This window comes from Rathayibacter sp. Leaf248 (assembly GCF_920939495.1).
GTDB classification, from domain to species: Bacteria; Actinomycetota; Actinomycetes; order Actinomycetales; family Microbacteriaceae; genus Rathayibacter; species Rathayibacter caricis.
Genome location: NZ_CAKLAV010000001.1, coordinates 2,160,933 through 2,181,727 on the forward strand (window position 1 = coordinate 2,160,933; position 20,795 = coordinate 2,181,727).

A 20,795-nucleotide genomic window follows, 5' to 3' on the forward strand; every position below is an offset into this window, starting at 1 on the left:
GTGCGTCGACAGCGTTCGATCGTACGGTCATCGAACCGGTTCGAAGCAGAGACGCTCTCGACTCGCGATCAGTGGGAACACCCGCTGGCCGACCGGCCCCTCGCACAGAAAGTGATCACTGTGACAACGATGTCCCCCCGGAGACGCGGAGCACGCACGCTCGCCCTCTCCCTGAGCGCAGCGACCATCGCCGCTCTCGCCGTCGCTCTCCCGAGCGCACCGACCGCCGTTGCGGCCGACACCTCCATCCCCGCCGACGCGCTGCTGCTGAAGTACGACTTCGAACAGGGTCAGGTGAACGGCGCCACCGTCACCGACCAGGGCTCCAAGAAGCTGAACGGCACCGTCGTGAACAGCGCCGGCGCCACCTACGTCGAGGGCCGCACCGCCGGCACCACGGCGATCGACCTCCCCGGTGGCGCGGCGAACTCGACGACCGCGCCGTACCTCACCGTGCCCAACGGCCTGTTCCAGGGCGTCACCGCGACCACGGTGTCCGCCTGGACCAAGTGGTCCGGTACCGGCGGCTTCCAGTGGCTGTGGTGCCTGGGCATCAGCCCCGACGCGGCCTCGGCGTTCTCGCCGTCCTTCCTCGACGGCGACGCGAGCGCTCGCGCGATCATCAAGCAGCTCCGTGGCGGCGGCGAGGGCGGAGTGTCGAGCGACTCGCCCCTGCAGAAGGACCAGTGGATCAACGTCACGGCGACGATGGACGGCGCCACTGTCGTCCTGTACGTCAACGGCCTCCAGGTCGCCACGGCGGCCGCCTCGGTCGATCTCGCCGCACAGCTGCACTCCACCTCCGCCTCGAAGAGCGGCAACATCGGCCGCGCACTGTGGAACGTCCACCCCTACTACGACGGCGCGATCGACGATTTTCGCGTCTACGACCGGGCGCTGAACGCCGACCAGATCCGCGGCCTCGTCGGAGGCACTATCCCGACGGTCACGAGTCTCCTCTCGACGACCGCCACCGCGACGACCGCTGTCGGCGTGGCACCCGTGCTGCCCGGCGTCCGCGCGCAATTCTCCGACGGTATCGAACGCGAGGCCGCCGTGACCTGGGACGCGATCCCCGCCTCGGCGTACGCCGCTCGAGGCGGCTTCACGGTCAAGGGAACGGTGACCGAGACCGGTGAAGCCGTCACCGCGACCGTCGCCGTGCGGCTGGCCGGTGAGTTCAACATCGACCTCGGGAAGACCACCGGCGCCTTCATGGGCGGCGCGTCCGGAACGCTCTACGGCGTGTACGGCGAGGGTCTTCCGTCCAAGAACCTGCTCGAGGGGATCGATCTGCGGACGGTCTCGACGAAGGCGCAGGACGGCCCGCAGCACCCCGGAGCCGACGCGCTCTCCGTCAACCGCGCCGTCACCGATTCCTCGGACGGTGACACCTACATCTACATGACCGACATCTACCGCGGCTTCCCCTACCAGTGGCCCGGCAACACCGGTGAGGAGCGGCTCAACGACTACCTCGCCAAGATCGCCACGCAGGTCGACCAGGTCCTCGCCGAACCGGCCGAGTACCAGGACAACGTCGTCTTCGTCCCGTTCAACGAGCCCGAGGGCAACATGTTCAGCGGCAACGAGTGGGGCTACAACGGGCGGAGCTGGCTCGACGACCCCACCGCCTTCTTCGCGGCCTGGGACCGCGTCCACGCGCTGATCAAGAGCAAGATCCCCGACGCGCGCATCGCCGGACCGAACACGAGCGTCCTCTACAACCAGATCCAGGGCTTCCTCGAGCACACGGTCGAGAACGACACCGTGCCCGAGGTCATGACCTGGCACGAACTCAGTAACCCCGGCCAGATCCGCGCCAGCGTCGACCGCTACCGCGGCTGGGAGGACACCATCTTCGCCGGCACCGAGTATGCCGGGAAGCACCTCCCCATCAACCTCAACGAGTACGCCCATAACTACCACACCTCCGTTCCCGGGCAGATGATCCAGTGGATCAGTGCGCTCGAGGACAAGAAGGTCGACGGCGACATCGCCTACTGGAACATCGACGGCAACCTCAGCGACTCCGCCGTCCAGGCCAACCGCGCCAACGGGCAGTGGTGGCTGCTGAACAGCTACACCCAGATGAGCGGCGACACCGTGCAGGTGAACCCGCCCAAGCCCGGGGAGAGCTACAGCCTCCAGGGAGTCGCGACCCTCGACACCGAGCTCAAGCAAGCTCGCGCCGTCTTCGGCGGCGCCAGTGGCTCCGCACCGGTCGTCTTCGACCGGGTGCCGGCCGCGACCTTCGGGTCGAAGGTGCACGTCAAGGTCAACGAGATCCGCTGGACCGGCCAGGTCGGCGACTCCGGTGCACCGCAGACCGTGAAGGAGTTCGACGTCGCACCCGTCGACGGCAGCGTCGCGCTCGACTTCGGCGGCTCGCTCCCCGCGCTCGACGTCGACTCCGCGTACGAGGTCATCCTCACACCCGGCGCCAACGCCACCGCCTCCTCGTCCTCCCCTGTCGACTTCCGACAGAAGTACGAGGCGGAGAGCGCGCCGTACACCGGCACCCGCATCCTCAACGGACCGGAGGGCTCGCCGAGCAACGTCGGCGGCTTCTACACCTCCGGAGAGCGCAACATCGGCGGTTTCCGCACCGGTGGCGACCTGAAGGTGAACTTCCAGGTCACGGTCCCCAAGGACGGCGAGTACGACCTCAGCGTCTTCGGGAACTCCCAGAACACCTACGCGGCCAACGCTCAGCAGGGGCCCATCAACACGTTCCTCACCGTCGACGGAGCAGCCGAGCAGGAGATCTACCTCCCCCTCGCCTACAAGTTCGTCGTCTGGGACCACGTGGACACGAAGGTGACGCTCACCGCCGGCACCCACACGATCAGCCTCTCGGCCAGGAACCTCGCCGGGACCAAGGGCACGATCGGCGACGGGATCGTCGACAAGATCGAGCTCTCGCTGGCCAGCGCCACGGCCGCCTCGACGATCTACGAGTCGGAGACGGGCACCCTCGACAAGGGCGCGACCACCGACTACTCCCGCACCGGCGTCTCGGGCTCCGGCACCGCGAAGCTCACCACCGGCGCGAGCAGCGTCGTCTGGGCGTACAGCGCGAAGGACGCGCCCTCCGCGGTCACCGTCGACACCCTCGGCGGCGGCACCGGTGACCTCTGGGTCAACGGCGTGAAGATCGGAGCGGTGAGCGCCAGCAGCACGCAGCAGGTCTTCCTCTCGGGCGGCGTGAACAAGATCGAGGTCGTCGGCACCGGCGGCACGCTCCTCGTCGACCGCGTCGTGATCGGCAAGGCCGTCGCGCCCCAGCCGACCACGTCGTACGAAGCGGAGGCGGCGACCATCACCGGTCCGGCAGTCGTCCGCGACCTGTCGCTGGCCTCCGGCGGCAAGGCCGTCGGCCAGATCGGCGGCGGTCGTGACGGAGCGTCGAAGGTCGTCTTCGGCGACGTGCAGGCGGCTGCCGACGGCTCCTACGCCCTGACGCTGCGCTACTCCAACGAGGAGCAGTCCCCCGCGACGCACTACAACCCCGACCCGATCGCCCGCCACGCGGACATCACGGTCAACGGAGTCACGCAGCGCGTCCTCTTCCCGCACACGTTCCACCAGAACCAGCTGTGGGACCTCAGCGTGCCCGTCACGCTGAGGAAGGGCGCGAACGTCATCGAGATCACCTCGAAGGAGCTGCCCGGCTTCGACGGAACGACGTACCTGTCGGACACCTTCCCCGGCGTCCAGCTCGTGTCGCAGTACGCGCCGAACATCGACAAGATCTCGGTGACGCCCCTCGTGGCGTCCACCGCGAAGCTGTCGGTCGAGACCTCGTCCACCACGCGGTGCATCGCCGGGAAGGTCGTGCTGACGACCACGGCCAAGAACACAGGGTCCGCGCCGATCGACGTCGTGATGACGTCGGCCTTCGGCACCAAGTCCTTCACGGCCGTCGCCCCGGGCAAGAACGCCACGAGCTCCTTCACGACGCGCCAGGCGTCCGTGCAGGCGGGCTCCGTGACGGTCGACTCGTCGGGTGTCATCGGTGGCGCGAAGGTCACGGACAAGCGGACGGCGGCCTACGCGGCAGCGACCTGCCGCTAGCCGCCCCCGGCGGGGTGGGGCGCCTCTCGGAGGCGTCCCACCCCGCCGCTCCCACCACCCTGCTCCTGCCGGCGACGACGCCGGCGCGATGAACGGAGAAACCACGAATGACCCACCGCTCCCTCCTGATCCGCGGAGTCGCCGGCCTGGCCGGAGGACTGCTCGTCCTCGGCGTCGCCGGCACCGCAGCCGCTGATGAGATCGAGATCGGCGCCGACGCCGTCGACGTCACCGTCGACATCTCCCCGCTCACCTCCGGTGCGCTCTCGATGACCGTCGCCGGCACGTCGACGGTCCTGGCCGAGAACGGATCGGACGCCGGAACCCGCCGCTTCACCGGCACCCTGCCCACCGTCACGGTGACCGACACCCGCGATCCCGCCGACATCCCCGAGGAGGCCGGCTGGTACGTCCTCGGGTCGGCGAGCGACTTCACCAGCACCACCGGCGGGACGATCGGAGCCGAGAACCTGGGCTGGGCTCCCGCGCTCCTCGACGGCGGCGAGTCCGGTCTCGTCTCCGAGGGCGACGTCGTCGACCCGGCACTCGACGGGGGCGTCAACGGAGTAGGACTCGTCGACCAGGAGCTCCTGGCCAAGACCGACGACTCGGCCGCCGTCGCCGAGGAGGGCAGCTGGACCGCGAACGCCGAGCTGACCCTGAAGACCCTGCCCACGGTCGGAGCCGGGCAGTACGACTCCGTCCTCACCCTCTCGCTCTTCGAGTGACGGGCGGGCGGGAGGGCCGCCCCCTCCCGCCCTCCCCGCCGCTGATCGAGAAGGCCTGCAGGGACCGCTCCCTGCTGATCGAAGGCCCGCAGGACCCCCTCCCTGCTGATCGGAGGCCCGCAGGACCCCCTCCCTGCTGATCGAAGGCCCGCAGGACCCCCTCCCTGCTGATCGAGTAGGCCGCACAGCGGCCGTATCGAGATCCCCCCACTCCCGGACACGCGGGTCTCGACACGCCCCTCCGGGGCTACTCGACCAGCAAGGGGAGGCGCCCCCACCCCGCTGATCGAGAGCCCCGCAGGACCCCCACCCCGCTGATCGAGTAGGGCGCGCAGCGGCCGTATCGAGATCCACCACCGCCCCGAGCACACGGGACTGGATAGGGCCGCGACCAGCAGAGGACGACGTCGCCCCCGACCCCCCGTCAGTGGGTGTTTCTGTGACGATTCCCATCTATCCGCGCACCGGCGCCGAACCTCCGTGCAGAGTCGTGGGTGCACCGCTGGGGCGGTGCCGATCGCCCGCGCTCGGGACCGTCGACCGGAGGAGTCACGCCATGCTGGGAGACCGAGTACCGGATCCGAGGCTCGCCGCCCTGGACGAGCTGGACATCATGGGCACGCCCCCCGAGGAGCGCTTCGACCGCATCACCCGGATGGCGAAGGACCTGTTCGGCGTGGCGGTGGCCGAGATCCACTTCCTCGACGAGACCACCCTCTTCACGAAGTCGCCGCAGCTGCCCGGCTGGCCGCTCGAGTACCCGCGGGCCGGCACCTTCTGCGACGCGACGCTCCGCGAGCAGCGGATGCTCGTCATCCCGGATCTCGGGACCGACGGCGAGTTCGCGCAGCACGAGAACGTCGCGGGAGCCCCGCACGTGCGCTTCTACGCGGGCCGCCCGCTGATGGTGGAGGCCGACCTCGCGGTCGGAACGCTCTGCCTCATCGACTTCGTGCCGCGAGACCTCTCGGCCGATCAGCAGGCGCTGCTCGACGAGCTGGGCGACTGGGTCGAGCGGGAGCTCCGCGACCGGGTCGAGCGGGACCGCGCGGCCGACGTGCAGATGCGCCTGAGCCCCGCCGACGAGACGCACCCGGCGGGCTACGAGCTCGCCGGCCTGTCGATCCCGCTGCACGGGCTCGCGGGCGACTTCTACAGCTGGCGCGGTGACGACGAGAGCATCGACCTCACCCTCGCCGACGTGATGGGCAAGGGAGCGGCCGCGGCGATCGTGGGTGCGGGAGTCCGCTCGGCGTTCCACGCCCGCTCCGGATCCACGCCGAGCGTCGCCGTGGCTGCCGTCAACGAGCAGCTGCTCGACGATTTCGCGGTGACCGGCACGTTCGCCACCCTGTTCCACGCGCGGCTCGAGACCGCGACCGGGCGCCTCGACTTCGTCGACGCCGGCCACGGCCTGTCGGTGCTGCTGCGCCCGGACGGCTCGTTCCAGCGCCTCGCGTCGCTCGGGCTGCCGCTGGGCATCGCCCCGGAGGGCGGCTGGGCCGACCAGACCGTCGAGCTCGCGCCCGGTGACTCCCTCGTCTCGTTCACCGACGGCCTGCTCGACCTCTACGACGGCACCCTCGAGTCGCTCGCCGAGGCGACCGCGCTCGCCCGCTCGTGCGGCAGCACGCAGGAGTTCTTCGACGCGATCCGCGCCCTCGCTGCCACGGAGAAGGCCCTCGACGACATCACGGTGCTGGTGGTGACCCGCACGTGAAGCGCGGTCACCCGCACCGAGCACGCGTCCTCCTCCTGGCGGCGTCGGCCCTCGCCCTGACCCTCCTCGGCGCGCCCGCGGCGGCCGCCGCCGAGAGCGCGCCGTCCGCGGACGTGCTCGTGCCCGACTCCGGCGCCTACTTCGGCGCGAGCCTCGACTGGAGCATCGACAGCGCCGCGCAGCAGAGCGAGCGCCTCGGCGCCTCGGCCGCCGTGCTCGAGCACTCCGCCACACTGCCGGTCTCGGACGACGAGACGACGTACCTGGCCCAGTTCCTGCGGCAGGCGGAGGGCGAGGGCGCGCTGGCCGCGATCACGCTGCGCCCCTCCGGTGACCTCGTCGGGTTCGACGAGGCCGACGCCGCCGAGACGGTCGATGCTCTCGCCCGCGCCCGCCAGGACGACGCGCTGCCGCTCTACCTGCGCTTCGCGCCGGACATGAACGCGGACTGGGTGCAGTGGGGCCAGGATCCGGACGCCTACATCGACGCGTTCCGGCTCTTCTCGGAGGCCGTGCGCGCCGAGCTTCCCGGGGCCGTCGTGGTGTGGTCCCCGGTCGCGGGCGGCGCCTACCCCTTCACGGCGGAGCCGGACGGAGCCGACCCGGCGCTCGACACCGACGGCGACGGCCGGCTCGCGGCCGGTGACGACCCGTACGGCCCGTACTACCCGGGCGACGAGTACGTCGACTGGGTGGGACTCTCGGCCTACCACGACCCCAGCGGAGGCGGGCAGCCGCTGAACGAGGTGCCGCGCGCCGGCGCCCTCGACACGGCGCTCGACGGCGGCGGCGACCTCGACTTCTACGAGCGCTTCGCCGCCGCGACCGGCACCCCGATGATGCTCGAGACGGCCGCGTTCTTCAGCCCCGGCGCGGGCGGGCCCGGTGCGCTCGAGATCAAGCAGGAGTGGTGGCGCCAGGTCCTCGCGGCCGCCTCCGAGCAGGAGCACCCGCTGCTGGACGTCGTGCTGTGGCGCGACTCGTCGTCGGCCCGCGCCGTGGTCGGCGAGGTCGTCATCGACTGGAGCATCTCGACCAGCGAGGAGACGGCCTCGGCGTTCCGCGCCGATGCGGCCGGCAGCGAGCTCGTCTTCGGCCCGCTCTACGCGCCCTACGGCACGGCCGGGCCGGTGAGCACGGGCGGCGGCACGATCGACGGCGCCGCCGCGTGGATCGTCGTGGCGACCGTCCTGCTGGCGGCCGTCGCACTGACGGTCTGGGGACTGCTCCGGGGCCGCACGAGCCGGCTCGCCTACGTCGGGCCGCCCTCGCGCGACCTGCGGATCGACCTCCTCCGCGGCGGCGCGATCGTGTTCGTCGTGATCAACCACCTCGCCCTCGTCTCGGTGTTCCAGAACGCGACGCAGGAGGCGATCGGCATGGTCTCGGGAGCGGAGCTGTTCGTGCTGCTCTCGGGCGCGGTCCTCGGGCTCGTGCACCGTCCGAAGATCGTGGGCGGCGGCATCGGCGAGGTGACGCTGCGCACCGGCGCTCGCGCCTGGAAGCTCTACGTCACGGCGATCGCGGTCACCCTGATCGTCGGGTTCGTCAGCCTCGTGCCGTTCCTGAACGCCGTGCCGGCGACGACCTACGTCGACCAGGGAACCGGAGCCGCGGGCAGCGAGGCCACGGGACGCGTCTACGACCTCTACTCCGGCTTCGACGGGCTCGTCCGCTACCCCGTCGATCCGTCGGTGATCGTGGACCTCGCGCTCCTGCGCATCGGACCGTGGCAGGTCAACGTCCTGGGCCTCTACGTCGTGATGCTCGCGCTCGCGCCGCTGATCCTGTGGGCGCTCTCGCGGCGCCGCTGGATCCTCGTGCTCGCCGTGAGCTGGGGGCTCTACGTGCTGCAGATGCTGCTCGGCCTGCGCCTGCTGCCCTCGCAGTTCGAGGACTCGTTCCCGCTGCTCACCTGGCAGGCGCTGTTCGTCACGGGAATGGTCGCCGGCTTCCACCGTCGCGAGATCCTGGGCTGGTTCGCCACCCGCGCCGGGCGGATCGTGCTCGCCGTCTCGGTGATCGCCACGGTCGGGCTCGCGCTGTTCTCGTGGAACAACCCGTACCTCTCGAGCGCCTACGACCTGCGGCTGGACCTCGTGCCGGCGAACACGTTCTCGTCGATCTACTCCGTCGCCTTCGAGCGGACCACGCTCGACCCGGGCCGCGTGCTGAACGTGCTGCTCGTGACGATCACCGGGTACGCGCTCCTCAGCGTCCTCTGGAAGCCGATCCACCGGGTCCTGGGCTGGTTCCTCATCCCGCTCGGCCAGGCCACCCTCTACGTCTTCGTGATGCACGTGCTCTTCGTGCTGATCGTCGCCAACCTCCCGTTCCTCGATCGAGGGAGCATCGTGATCGACTCGCTCGCCTACGTCGTCGTCCTGGCCCTGCTCTGGGTCATGGTCAAGACGCGCTTCCTGTTCGGGATCGTGCCGCGATGAGCGCCCACCGGGACGACAAGAAGAAGACGAGCGGAGTGACGGGGCCGGGTACCGAGAGCACGCTCGTCTCCCCGGCGCGCATGCTGCTCCTGCGCATCATCGTGCTGCTCACGATCGTGCTCGGCGTCAACTACGTCACCTGGCGCTGGATCGCCTCGCTGAACTGGGACGCCTGGTGGATCGCCGTGCCGCTGGTGGCGGCCGAGACCTACAGCCTGATCGACGTGTGCCTGTACGGCATGACGATGTGGCGCGCCCGTGGCCGGCCGGCTCCCCCCGAGCCCGACCCCGAGGCCACCGTCGACATCTTCATCACCACCTACAACGAGCCGATCGAGCTCGTGATGGAGACCGCGCTCGCCGCGCAGGCCGCGCGGATCCCGCACTCGACCTGGGTGCTCGACGACGGCGACCGGCCCGAGATGCGCGCCGCCGCCGAGGGCGCAGGGCTCGGCTACATCACCCGCTCGCAGGCGTGGAAGGACATGCCGCGGCACGCGAAGGCGGGCAACCTCAACAACGCCCTCGAGCAGACGACCGGCGAGTTCCTGCTGATCCTCGACGCCGACCAGATCCCGCGGCCCGAGATCCTCGAGCACACGCTCGGCTACTTCCGCGACCCGGAGGTGGCGCTCGTGCAGACCCCGCAGGTCTTCTCGAACGTGGCCACCGGCGACCCGCTCGGCAGCCAGGCTCCGCTGTTCTACGGACCGATCCAGCAGGGCAAGGACGGCTGGAACGCCGCCTTCTTCTGCGGCTCGAACGCGATGCTGCGCCGCGAGGCGCTGATGCAGCTCGGCATCACCGGCTACATCCGCGAGCTCGACCGGAGCATCGCGCGGGCCCTGCGCACCGCCTCCCGCGCCGTCGCCAAGGCCCGCTCGCACCCCGCCGCCCGCGACGCCGCGGTCGCCCGCGCCCTCGACGACGTGTCGGCGGCCATCGCGCACGCGCGCACCGCGCTCGCCTCCGGAGCGCCGATCGGCTCGATCACCTACGACCTGCACCGCGCCGTCGACCAGGCGAGCTACTCCCTCGTCGCCTCCGACGTCGCCGGCCTCGAGGAGGACCTCGCCGAGATCCGCGCGCTCGCGCGGGCCGACGGAGGCGACGGCGACACGATCGTCGACATCGAGCAGATCGTCTCGTCGCTCGCCGACCGCGACCTCTCGCCGCTGAACGCGCTCGAGTCGGTGCAGGCGGTGCTGCAGGGCATCGCCGTCGACCGGCCCGACGAGGCGCAGCCGATCATGCCGCTGGCGACCATCTCGGTCACCGAGGACATGGCGACCTGCATGCGCCTGCACGGCCTGGGCTGGAAGACCGTCTACCACCACGAGCTGCTCGCCGACGGCCTCGCCCCCGAGGACGCGGGCACCATGCTCGTGCAGCGGCTGCGCTGGGCGCAGGGCACGATGCAGGTGTTCCTCCGCGAGAACCCGCTGCTGCAGCGGGCCCTCTCGATCCCGCAGCGGCTGATGTACTTCGCCACGATGTGGAGCTACCTCAGCGGCTACGCGGCGGTCGTCTACTTCGCGGCGCCGATCGTGTTCCTGGTGCTCGGGATCCTGCCGGTGTCCTCGCTCGCGGCGGACTTCTTCGTCCGGTTCATCCCGTTCATGATCGCGAACCAGCTGCTGTTCCTCGTCTCAGCGAAGGGCACGCCCACCTGGCGGGGCCAGCAGTACAGCCTCGCCCTGTTCCCGGTCTGGATCGAGGCGTGCCGGACCGCCGTGAACAACGTGATCCTGCGCATCCCGCTCGGCTTCGCCGTGACCCCGAAGACGCGGCAGGAGTCGACCGGCACACCGTGGAGACTGATCAAGGTGCAGCTCGTGGTCATGGTGCTGCTCGTGATCGCGATCGTCGTCGGCACCTTCCACCTCCTGGTGAACGGCGCCGAGCCGATCGGCACGGGCGTCAACATCGCCTGGGCGATCTACGATCTGGTCGTCCTCAGCGTCCTGTTCCAGGCCGTCCACTACCAGGGCTTCTCCCCCGAGGAGTCCCCCGTTCCCGAGAAGGAGTCCGCATGACGTTCACCACCGAGAAGATCGAGCCCGACATCGCCGTCGTCCGCGGCGAGGGCAAGCTCAACATGGTCTCGGCCCCCGAGCTGCGCACCCTCGTGCTGCGTGTGATCGAGGAGGGCGAGAACCGCGTCGTCGTCGACCTCAGCGGCATCGAGTTCATGGACTCCTCCGGACTCGGCGCCCTCGTCGGCTGCCTCAAGAGCGCCCGTCAGGCGGGCGGCGACCTGCGCATCGCCTCCCCGAGCCCGCAGGTCTCGATGGTCCTCCGGCTCTCGAACCTCGACCGCGTCCTGGCGAGCTTCGACAGCGCCGAGGACGCCTACCGTGTCTGAGCGCTCCGTCGTCTTCCGGACTCCTCCGGACGGTGTCGAGACCGTGCACTCGGCCCTCGAGACGCTGTGGCAGGACCGCACCGACGTCGACGAGATGGAGCGGATGATGTTCGAGACCGCGCTCGTCGAGCTCGTCTCGAACGTGGTCCAGCACGCCTCCTCGACGACCACGATCATCTGCGAGCTGAGCCTCGTGGCGGATGAGCACGTCTTGCGGGCCACGCTGGTCGACACCGCCGACCCGCCGCTCGTCGACACCGAGACGGTGGTCGAGATGCCGGACGAGTTCGCCGAGTCCGGTCGCGGGATCCCCTTCATCCAGGCCCTGGTCGACACGTTCGAGCACGAGCGGGAGCACGGGCGCAACGTCTGGACGATCGCGAAGCACCGCCCCGCGCCGTGAGACCGGTCCTCGCCCGCCGCCGCGTCCGGGAGCTGCCGCCCGTCGACTCCCTCGCCCTGACGGCGAACGGGTTCGACGAGCAGACCCCGCTGGTCAAGCAGCTCCCGGTCCTCGGGCTGTTCCTGGTCGCCGTCGCGCTGAGCGTGTCGGTGCCGACCCTCGTGGTCACGAGCGCGACCGCGCTGGTCGCGGCGGTGCTGATGATGGTCGCGGCGACCGCGCTGGCCGCGGTGATGCCGCGGACGGACGCGCTGGGCCGGGTGGCGCTGGTGATCCCCGCGATCGACTTCCTGGCCGTCGGCGTGCTGCGCTTCGCGACCGGCGAGAGCGCGTCGATCTTCGCCTCCCTCGCCGTGCTGCCCACCGTGTGGGTCGCGGCGGGGCCGGGCCGACGGCACATCGCCCTGGCGAGCCTCGGAGTCGTCGCAGGTCTCGTCCTCCCGTTCCTCCTCGGGTCGACGCTCGAGGAGAACCCCAACGAGCTGGCGCGCGGCGTCTTCTCGGCCGGCGCCTTCGGCCTCGCGGCCCTGGTCGTCAACGAGCTGTCCCGGATGGCGCGCGAGCGCGTCGCCGACATCAGCGCGCGCGAGAAGCTCACGCACCTCGAGCTGACCCAGGCGTCGGCCGTGCAACAGGCGCTGCTGCCCAAGGAGCGCGCCGAGCTGCACGGCTACGCCTTCGCCGGCGTGTGCCTGCCCTCGCGCGCGATCGGCGGCGACTTCTTCGACTGGTACGACATCCGGGGCGGGGCGGCCTTCACCGTCGGCGACGTGATGGGCAAGGGCGTCGGAGCCGGCATCATCGCCGCCACCGTTCGCGCGGTCGTACGCAGCGCCCGCAACCACGACGACCTCGCGGTGGCCGCGTCGCGCGCCTCCGAGAGCCTCGCCTCGGACCTGGGCGACACCGCCTCCTTCGCCACGATGTTCCACGCGCGCCTGGACGAGACCACCGGCGTCGTCCGCTACCTCGACGCCGGGCACGGGCTGACGCTGCACGTGCGCGCCGACCGGTCGTGGGACCGCCTGGCCTCGCACAACCTGCCGGTCGGGATCGGCGAGGACGCCTGGGCGACCGCCGAGCTCGTGCTGCTGCCGGGCGACTCGCTGGTCAGCTGCAGCGACGGGATCCTCGACCTGTACGACGGGCGGGTGGAGTCGCTCCGGCACGTCGCCGCGCTCGTGTCGCAGTCGACGGATGCGGCCGACGCGGTCGCGCGGATCAGCGCGCGCGCCGAGGGCGGCGCGAACGACGACGACGTGACGGTGCTGGTGCTGCGCCGCGCGGTGTGACGGCGGCTCCTGCCGATCGAGCAGCCCGCTCCGCGGGCGACTCCGGGAGTCGGTGGGTCTCGATACGCCCCTGCGGGGCTACTCGACCAGCACGGTCATCCGTCACGGACGGCCGGTCCGGACGCCCCGGGGCAGCCGACCGCGACGGACCAGAGAAGGGCGCGGCGTCAGGACGTCGGCATCCCGCCGTTCACGTTGAGCGTCTCGCCCGCGACGAAGCTCGACTCGGCCGACGCCAGGAACACGTACGCGGGCGCGAGCTCGGCCGGCTGGGCCGGCCGCCCCATCGGCGACTCGCTCGAGCCGAAGTCGGGCAGACTCTCGGGGTCGACCCCGTCCGTGACCTGCAGCACCGTCCAGGTCGGCCCCGGTGCCACGACGTTCACGCGGATGCCCTTCGGCGCGAGCTGCTGCGCGAGCCCCTTCGACAGGTTGTTGATCGCGCCCTTGGTCATCGCGTAGTCGAGCCGGTCGGGCGCGGGAGTGTGGGCCTCGGCCGACGCGGTCGTGATGATCGTGGATCCGGGCGCGAGGTGCGGCACCGCCGCCTTCACGATGCGGAACATCGCGAGCACGTTGACCTGGAACGTCTCGAGGAACTGCTCGTCGCTCAGCTCCTGCAGGTCCTCCTGCCACACCTGCTTGCCCGCGACGTTCACCACCGCATCGAGCCCGCCGAGCCCCTCGACCGCCTGCTCGACCAGCTCGGTGCAGTACCGCTGGTCGCGGAGGTCCCCGGGGAGCGCGAGGGCCGTGCGCCCGGCCGCGCGGACCAGCTCGATCACGTGCTGCGCGTCCTCCTCCTCCTCGGGAAGGTAGGCGAGCGCCACGTCCGCCCCCTCGCGGGCGAAGGCGATGGCGACCGCCGCGCCGATCCCGGAGTCCGCCCCCGTGATGAGCGCGCGCCGGCCGGTCAGCCGGCCCGTGCCGCGGTAGGTGTCCTCCCCCAGATCGGGCCGCGGGTCGAGGCGGGACTGCAGCCCGGGCTCCTCCTGGTGCTGCACGGGAGGCGTGGTGTTGGGGTACTGCGTCGCCGGGTTCGTGAAGGTGTACTGATCGGGCATGGTCTCCTGCTGCTCCCCGGCCGGGTCTCGGGCCGTCGCGTCCAGTCCACCTCACGCGTCCGGCTGCGGGAGGGGGCTGTCCCGCATCCGGAGCCGCTGGTAGGAGGACGGGCGAGCGGAGGCGGTCAGCGGCGCTGGATCGTGGAGCCGCGGATCACGAGACGGGTGGGCAGGTACTCCGTGCCGGCGGTCGGCGATCCGCCGATCGCCTCGAAGACGCGGTGGGCGGCGGCGCGGCCCAGCTCCTGGAGGTCGGCGTCGATGCTCGTCAACTGCGGGCGAGCATTGGTGGCGAGGACGAGCCAGTTGTCGAAGCCGACGACGGCGACGTCCTCGGGCACCTTCCGGCCGAGGTCGCGGGCGCTGTCGAGCGCGCCGCGGGCGATCTGGTCGGAGCCGCAGACGATGCCGTCGAGGTCCGCGTGGCGCTCGAGCAGCACGGCGGTGCCGTCGCGGCCCCACGATTCGGACCACTCCGAGAACATGACGTCGCCCACCAGCTCGAGATCGGCGTCGCGCATCGCATCGCGGACGCCCCGTGCGCGGTCCTGGGCGGCCTGGTAGCTCGGATCGCCGGTCAGGTGCGCGATCCTCCGACGGCCCAGCCCGAGGAGGTGCTCGGTCGCGAGCCGGCCGCCCTGGTAGTTGTCGGCGGCGAGGGAGACGTCGGTCGGGTCCTCGGACGGCGCGTAGACGTAGACCACCGGCACCGGCAGGTCGTGCCCGAGCGACGGTCGGGGGTTCGTGCTGCTGCCGACGACGAGGATCCCGTCGACCCGGCGGTTGAGCAGCGCCGCGAGGTGGTGCTGCTCGCGGATCGCGTCGCCTCGCGCGTCGCAGAGGAAGACGTTGACGGCGCCGGCGCCGAACGCGTCCTCGGCGCCCATCAGGATCGGGATGACGAAGCGGCCCTCGAGGTCGTTCGTCAGGATGCCGACGGTTCCGGTACGACCCTCGACGAGACTCCGGGCGAGGGCGTTCGGCGTGAACGAGAGCTCGCGCGCCGCCTCCATGACCTTCACCCGGGTGGCCGGGGCCACGCTGCGACCGTTGATGGCCTTGGACGCCGTAGCCATCGACACGCCTGCGAGCTTCGCCACATCGCTCAGGGTCGAGGTCCGGGATCCTGACGATCGTGATTGCGCCATGTTTTCGCCTCCGTTACGCAACGGTAACAGTCACCACTATTGACGGTGGCGCATCGAGTCGTCTTTACTGAGCGAAACGCATTTCGGTGTTTTCGTTCGACCTGGCGCCAGCCCCCACCAGGTCGGCTCACAGAAGCTCAATGAGGAGAAAGATGAACGTCACTCATCGTCGGTTCGGCCGTCTGGCCGCTGCCGCACTCGCCGGAGCGATGGCCCTGTCGCTCGCCGCCTGCTCGGCCTCGGCCGGAGGCGGCACCGCCGACCCGGCCGCCGGCGGAGCAGAGGGGACGGACGACGGCACCACGCTCACCCTGTGGACCCGCGCCCCGCTCGAGAAGCAGGCCAAGGCGCTCGTCGAGGCCTACAACGCCAGCCACGAGAACCAGGTCGACCTGACCGTCGTCCCCAACGACGACTACGTCGCGAAGGTCGGAGCCGCCGCCGGCTCCGACGGCCTCCCCGACCTGTTCGCGGCCGACATCGTCTACATGCCCAACTGGACCGAGCAGGGCCTGTTCCAGGACCTCACCTCGAGCATCGACGGCCTCGACTTCAAGGACTCGATCAACGAGGGCCACCTCGCCGCGGGCACCTACGACGACAAGGAGTACGCGCTCCCCTTCGTCCTGGACCTCTCGATGCTGTTCTGGAACAAGGAGCTCTACGCGGAGGCCGGTCTCGACCCCGAGCAGGGCCCGAAGGACATGGCCGAGTTCGCCGAGCACGCCAAGGCGATCCAGGCCCTGAACAAGCCCGACACCTACGGCACCGCCACCGGCCTCAACTGCGGCGGCTGCCTCGTCTTCACCTGGTTCCCGACCATCTGGGCGGGCGGCGACGAGGTCATGAACGAGGACGGCACCGAGTCGCTCCTCGCCAGCGACACCGCCAAGGAGGTCTACTCCACCTGGAAGGACCTCTGGGACTCCGGAGCGGTGCTCCCCTCCTCGCAGGACGAGGCGGGCCCGACCTGGACCGCCGGCTTCACCGAGGGCAAGGTCGGACTGCAGTTCTACCCGGCCACCCTGCTCTCCTCCACCCCGTTCGATGCGGGTGTCTCGGGCATCCCGGGGCCCGACGGCGGCAGCTCCACGTTCGTGGGCGGCGACGGCATCGGCATCTCGAAGGACTCCGAGAAGTCGCCCCAGGCGTGGAACTTCCTCAACTGGATGATGTCGGAGGACGCCCAGGTCGGCGTCCTCGCCAAGAACAACGACGTCGTCTCGCGCTCGGACCTCGCCAGCAACCAGTACTCGGAGCTCGACCCGCGCCTGGTCACGATCAACGAGGTCGCGTCCGAGGGCGACACCCCGTTCTCGACCAGCTTCCAGCAGGCCTTCAACGCGCCGAGCAGCCCCTGGCTGACCCTCGTGCGCGACGCGGTCCTCGGTGACGGCGAGTCCGTCGACGCCGACAACGACGCCATCACGTCGATCCTCGGTCAGTAGGCCGCTCCACCCACCCGCTCGGGCCGGACGCCGTCCACGGCTCCGGCCCGAGCGCCCCACAGAAAGCGTCAGCACACGATGACAGCCACCGCCAGCGACGTCGGCCGCACCCGGGTCCGCCGCCGCGCCCCCGGACTCCTCGGCTGGGCGTACGCCGCCCCGACAGCGCTGTTCGTCGCGCTGCTCTTCCTCGTCCCGCTCGGACTCGTGCTGCAGATGTCGGTCTCGGACTGGCCCCTGCTCGCAGGCAACCGGGGTGTGAACTTCCCCACCAACTTCGGCGACGCCGTGACGGACCGCTTCTTCTGGGCGTCCATCCGGTTCACGCTGCTCTACACGGTCCTGACGACCGTGATCCTGCTGGCCCTGAGCCTCGCCCTCGCGCTGATCGTGCAGGAGTCGACCCGGTGGAAGAACTTCCTCCGCACGGCGTTCCTCATCCCGACCGCGCTCGGCCTCGCCTCGGCCTCGCTCCTCTTCTACGTCCTCTACTCCCCCCTCGCCGGGCCGTTCGCGGGCCTGATGGAGAGCTGGGGCATCACGTTCCTCGGCACCCCGACCGGCGCGCTCTGGTCGACGATCTTCCTGATCGTCTGGCGCTTCGCCGGCTTCTACATGCTGCTGATGATGGTCGGTCTCCAGGGCATCCCCGAGGAGGTCTACGAGGCCGCGCGCATCGACGGCGCCTCGAGACTGCAGACGTTCACCGGAGTGACGCTGCCGCTGCTCAAGCCCACCCTCGCCCTCACCACCGTGCTCTGCGTCACGGGGTCGCTGCTCGCGTTCGAGCAGTTCTACATCCTCACCAAGGGCGGGCCGGACAACTCCACCATCACGGTCGTGCAGCTGATCTACAGCATGGCCTTCCAGGGCCAGAACGATCTGGGCGTCGCCGGAGCCCTCTCGGTGATCGTGCTCCTGGCGCTCGTCGTGCTGAACATCGCGCAGATCCGCTCCTTCGGAAAGAAAGACGACTGATGACCCTCTCCACCGACCTCGAGCGCTTCGCTGCGGCCGAACCGGCCCCGGAGCCGTCGCCCTCGCACTCCGCCCGCCGACCGCGCGGCTCCCGTCTCGCCGGCATCGCCGTGCAGACCCCGTTCTGGGTCCTCACGGGCGGACTCGCCGTGATCTTCCTCTACCCGCTGATCTGGACCGCGGTCTCCTCCGTCGCCCCTCGCGCCGGCACCGGGCAGACCGAGGGCTGGGGGCTGGGCAACTACGCCACCCTCGTCGACTACCAGGCCGGCATCTGGGTCTACCTCGGCAACTCGCTGCTCGTCTCGGGGCTCACCGTCGTACTGACGCTCGGCACCTCGCTGCTGGGCGGCTACGCGTTCTCGCGCTTCGAGTTCCCGGGCAAGAACCTGCTGTTCCTCTCGACCCTCGCGATCCTGATGGTGCCGTACGCGACGCTCCTGATCCCGCTCTACGTACTGCTGAACATCGTCGGCCTCTCGAACTCGCTCGTCGGAGTCGCCCTGGTCCTGACGATGTTCCAGCTGCCGCTGTCGACGTTCCTCATGCGGATCGGCTTCGACGCCGTGCCGCGCGAGCTCGACGAGGCCGCGAAGATGGACGGCTGCACGACCTGGTCGGTGCTCTGGAAGGTGCTGCTGCCCGCTGTGAAGCCGGGACTGATCACCGTCGGGCTCTTCGCATTCCTCGCCGCCTGGAACGACTTCATGGCCCCGCTGATCCTCATCACCGACTCCGACCGCATGACCATGCCGCTCGCGATCTCGAACCTCCGCGGACAGGTGCAGGGAGTCGTCGACTACGGCGCCACCGAGGCCGGCGTGGTCGTCCTCGCGCTGCCGTGCATCCTCCTGTTCCTGCTCCTGCAACGCCACTACGTCCGCGGCTTCATGTCCGGCGCCTTCAAGGGATGACCATGACCATCGACACACACCCCCGCACTCCTACGTCCCGCGACCGCGACGCCCTCACCCGGACCGTCGCCCCGGCCGTCCCCGCCGCCGGCGCCCTCACTCCGCTGGGTCTGGACGAGGTCGTGCTGACCTCGGGATTCTGGGCCGATCGCCAGCGGGTGAACGGCTCCGCCACCCTCGACCACATCGAGTACTGGCTCGAGCGCGAGGGCTGGCTGCCCAACTTCGACCACGCCGCCGCCGGCACCCTCGCCGGCCGCCGGACGGGCCGCGAGTTCGCGGACTCGGAGGTCTACAAGTACCTCGAGGCGCTCGCCTGGGAGATCGGGCGCACCGACTCCGCCACTCTCGACACGCGGTTCCGCGCTCTCGTCGCCCGGATCGGCGCGGCGCAGGAGCGCGACGGCTACCTCAACACCCGCTTCGGCCGGGAGGGGCAGCAGCCCCGCTGGTCCGATCTGGAGTGGGGCCACGAGCTCTACTGCCTGGGCCACCTCTTCCAGGCGGCGGTGGCGCGCGAGCGCACCCGCCCCGGCGCCGACGACGGACTGCTCGTCATCGCGCGCCGCGCCGCCGACCTGATCTGCCTCGTCTTCGGCGAGGGCGGGATCGAGTCGGTCTGCGGTCACGCCGAGGTCGAGACGGGCCTCGTCGAGCTCTCGCGCGTGACCGACGACGACCGCTACCTCGAGCTCGCGCGCCTGTTCGTCGAGCGCCGCGGCCACGGCGTCCTCGCCGACATCGAGTGGGGCCGCTCCTACTACCAGGACGACGAGCCGATCCGCTCCTCGACCGTGATGCGCGGCCACGCGGTGCGGGCCAACTACCTCGCCTCGGGCGCCGCAGACCTCGCCGTCGAGACCGGCGACGAGGAGCTGCTGGACGCCCTGGACCGCCAGTGGCACGCCACCGCCTCCCGCCGCACCTACATCACCGGCGGGCAGGGCTCGCACCATCAGGACGAGGCCTTCGGCGACGACCACGAGCTGCCGCCGGACCGCGCCTACTCCGAGACCTGCGCCGGCATCGCGTCGGTGCAGTTCAGCTGGCGCCTGCTGCTGGCGCGCGGCGGCGTCGAGTACGCCGACCTGATCGAGCGGACGCTGTTCAACGTGGTCGCGACCTCGCCGTCGCGGGACGGCCGGGCCTTCTACTACGCGAACACCCTGCACCAGCGCCGCCCCGGCGCTCCCGCCGACCCCTACGAGGCGTCGGTGCGGGCGTCCTCGTCGCTGCGCGCCCCGTGGTTCGAGGTGTCGTGCTGCCCGACCAACGTCGCGCGCACCTTCGCGAGTCTCGCCGCCTACCTGGCGACGAAGGACGCGCACGGGATCCAGCTGCACCAGTTCGCGTCGTCGCGGATCACCACGACGCTCGCGAGCGGCCAGGCGATCGACCTCTCGGTCGAGACCGCCTACCCGGACACCGGCCGGATCGCGGTGCGCGTGCTCGAGAGCGGACCCGCGCCGTGGACGCTGAGTCTGCGCGTGCCCGGCTGGGCCGCCGAGCCCCCGGTGACCCTCCGCCGCGCCGACGGCTCGGTCAAGACCTTCGAGAAGCGACTCCGTGACGGCTACCTCGAGCTCGGCGCGACCTTCGCCCGCGGCGACGAGATCGTCGTCGAGCTGGCCCTGCCCGCGCGCTTCGTCCGCGCCGACCCGCGGGTCGACGCCGTGCGCGGCTGCGTCGCGGTCGAGCGGGGCCCCCTGGTCTACGCGCTGGAGTCGACCGACGTGCCCGAGCAGCTGCACGCCGCCGACGTCTCGACGCTGCGTCTGGACACGGGCGTCGAGCCGCGCACCGTCGGCAGCGACGTGCAGGTGCGGCTGATCTCTATCGCGCCGGTGGAGGGCACGTGGCCCTACTCCTCCTCGCCCTCGGCGAGCAGCCGGGTGGAGGGGCACTGGCCCGTCTCGCTGACCCCGTACTACGACTGGGCCGAGCGGGGTCCCTCGACGATGCGGGTGTGGATCCCGGTCGCCGACTGACATCGAGGGGCGGTCGCCGACCGCTCGGACGAGGGCCGTCGTGGAGCAGTGCTCCGCGGCGGCCCTCCGTCGTTGTCGGGATCGTGCAGGGTCGACTGTTTTCGAGGCTTTCGCCGGAATCGTGGGCTCGGATCTCTTTAAGGGCGGCGTTTCCACCTCGCGAGAGACGCACCGGACGAAACACTTAAAAAGGCTTTCGTTCTTCTGAGGAAATTGTTACCGTGCA

At 70.6% G+C, this 20,795-nt stretch carries 14 protein-coding genes; 12 read left to right on the forward strand and 2 right to left on the reverse strand.

The genetic code is table 11. The features are described 5' to 3' along the window. Positions 1-129: 129 nt before the first annotated feature. The 8 genes from LRG51_RS10385 (at position 130) to LRG51_RS10420 (ending at position 13,029) form a co-directional block, all read left to right on the forward strand. Positions 130-4,077, forward strand: a complete 3,948-nt coding sequence (locus LRG51_RS10385; RefSeq protein ID WP_230672658.1) for a LamG-like jellyroll fold domain-containing protein — start codon at positions 130-132, stop codon at positions 4,075-4,077. A gap of 107 nt (positions 4,078-4,184) precedes the next feature. Continuing rightward, complete coding sequence (locus tag LRG51_RS10390; protein ID WP_230672660.1) at positions 4,185-4,805, forward strand: hypothetical protein; 621 nt, start codon at positions 4,185-4,187, stop codon at positions 4,803-4,805. A 556-nt stretch (positions 4,806-5,361) separates the two neighbouring features. Next, positions 5,362-6,525 (forward strand): PP2C family protein-serine/threonine phosphatase, encoded by a 1,164-nt coding sequence (locus LRG51_RS10395; RefSeq protein WP_230672662.1) that lies wholly within the window; start codon positions 5,362-5,364, stop codon positions 6,523-6,525. Further along, positions 6,522-8,969, forward strand: a complete 2,448-nt coding sequence (gene opgC, locus LRG51_RS10400) for an OpgC domain-containing protein (RefSeq protein ID WP_055785284.1) — start codon at positions 6,522-6,524, stop codon at positions 8,967-8,969. Before LRG51_RS10395 ends, opgC begins: the two co-directional genes overlap by 4 nt. Before the next feature lie 80 nt (positions 8,970-9,049). After that, on the forward strand, positions 9,050-11,005 hold the full coding sequence (locus LRG51_RS10405) for a glycosyltransferase family 2 protein (protein ID WP_055788721.1): 1,956 nt from the start codon (positions 9,050-9,052) through the stop codon (positions 11,003-11,005). Further along, a complete protein-coding gene (locus tag LRG51_RS10410) occupies positions 11,002-11,334 on the forward strand; it encodes an STAS domain-containing protein (protein ID WP_055785281.1) in 333 nt (110 codons plus the stop codon). Before LRG51_RS10405 ends, LRG51_RS10410 begins: the two co-directional genes overlap by 4 nt. Then, positions 11,327-11,737, forward strand: a complete 411-nt coding sequence (locus LRG51_RS10415; RefSeq protein ID WP_055785278.1) for an ATP-binding protein — start codon at positions 11,327-11,329, stop codon at positions 11,735-11,737. The genes LRG51_RS10410 and LRG51_RS10415 overlap by 8 nt, the downstream gene beginning before the upstream one ends. Continuing rightward, positions 11,734-13,029, forward strand: coding sequence for a PP2C family protein-serine/threonine phosphatase (locus LRG51_RS10420; RefSeq protein WP_055785275.1), 1,296 nt, complete (start codon positions 11,734-11,736; stop codon positions 13,027-13,029). Before LRG51_RS10415 ends, LRG51_RS10420 begins: the two co-directional genes overlap by 4 nt. Before the next feature lie 167 nt (positions 13,030-13,196). On the opposite strand, the gene LRG51_RS10425 is transcribed toward LRG51_RS10420, so the two are convergent. Both LRG51_RS10425 and LRG51_RS10430 read right to left on the reverse strand, forming a co-directional pair. Further along, complete coding sequence (locus tag LRG51_RS10425) at positions 13,197-14,093, reverse strand: SDR family oxidoreductase (RefSeq protein ID WP_055785272.1); 897 nt, start codon at positions 14,091-14,093, stop codon at positions 13,197-13,199. Between the two features lie 125 nt (positions 14,094-14,218). Continuing rightward, complete coding sequence (locus tag LRG51_RS10430; protein ID WP_055785269.1) at positions 14,219-15,241, reverse strand: LacI family DNA-binding transcriptional regulator; 1,023 nt, start codon at positions 15,239-15,241, stop codon at positions 14,219-14,221. 152 nt (positions 15,242-15,393) lie between these two features. On the opposite strand from LRG51_RS10430, the gene LRG51_RS10435 reads away from it, so the two are divergent. The 4 genes from LRG51_RS10435 to LRG51_RS10450 all read left to right on the forward strand — a co-directional run bounded on the left by LRG51_RS10435 (position 15,394) and on the right by LRG51_RS10450 (position 20,569). Next, positions 15,394-16,689, forward strand: a complete 1,296-nt coding sequence (locus LRG51_RS10435; protein WP_055785266.1) for an ABC transporter substrate-binding protein — start codon at positions 15,394-15,396, stop codon at positions 16,687-16,689. 78 nt (positions 16,690-16,767) lie between these two features. After that, positions 16,768-17,667 (forward strand): carbohydrate ABC transporter permease, encoded by a 900-nt coding sequence (locus LRG51_RS10440; protein WP_055785263.1) that lies wholly within the window; start codon positions 16,768-16,770, stop codon positions 17,665-17,667. Then, positions 17,667-18,581, forward strand: a complete 915-nt coding sequence (locus LRG51_RS10445) for a carbohydrate ABC transporter permease (RefSeq protein ID WP_082480905.1) — start codon at positions 17,667-17,669, stop codon at positions 18,579-18,581. The genes LRG51_RS10440 and LRG51_RS10445 overlap by 1 nt, the downstream gene beginning before the upstream one ends. 2 nt (positions 18,582-18,583) lie before the next feature. After that, positions 18,584-20,569, forward strand: coding sequence for a glycoside hydrolase family 127 protein (locus tag LRG51_RS10450; RefSeq protein WP_230672664.1), 1,986 nt, complete (start codon positions 18,584-18,586; stop codon positions 20,567-20,569). Positions 20,570-20,795: the final 226 nt, after the last annotated feature.

Coding starts and splice junctions, on each gene's coding strand:
- LRG51_RS10395 (WP_230672662.1), top strand. CDS start 5,362: ATGCTGGGAGACCGAGTACCGGATCCGAGGCTCGCCGCCCTGGACGAG.
- LRG51_RS10425 (WP_055785272.1), bottom strand. CDS start 14,093: ATGCCCGATCAGTACACCTTCACGAACCCGGCGACGCAGTACCCCAAC.
- LRG51_RS10445 (WP_082480905.1), top strand. CDS start 17,667: ATGACCCTCTCCACCGACCTCGAGCGCTTCGCTGCGGCCGAACCGGCC.
- LRG51_RS10385 (WP_230672658.1), top strand. CDS start 130: ATGTCCCCCCGGAGACGCGGAGCACGCACGCTCGCCCTCTCCCTGAGC.
- LRG51_RS10435 (WP_055785266.1), top strand. CDS start 15,394: ATGAACGTCACTCATCGTCGGTTCGGCCGTCTGGCCGCTGCCGCACTC.
- LRG51_RS10440 (WP_055785263.1), top strand. CDS start 16,768: ATGACAGCCACCGCCAGCGACGTCGGCCGCACCCGGGTCCGCCGCCGC.
- LRG51_RS10405 (WP_055788721.1), top strand. CDS start 9,050: ATGCTGCTCCTGCGCATCATCGTGCTGCTCACGATCGTGCTCGGCGTC.
- LRG51_RS10450 (WP_230672664.1), top strand. CDS start 18,584: ATGACCATCGACACACACCCCCGCACTCCTACGTCCCGCGACCGCGAC.
- LRG51_RS10410 (WP_055785281.1), top strand. CDS start 11,002: ATGACGTTCACCACCGAGAAGATCGAGCCCGACATCGCCGTCGTCCGC.
- LRG51_RS10390 (WP_230672660.1), top strand. CDS start 4,185: ATGACCCACCGCTCCCTCCTGATCCGCGGAGTCGCCGGCCTGGCCGGA.
- LRG51_RS10430 (WP_055785269.1), bottom strand. CDS start 15,241: ATGGCGCAATCACGATCGTCAGGATCCCGGACCTCGACCCTGAGCGAT.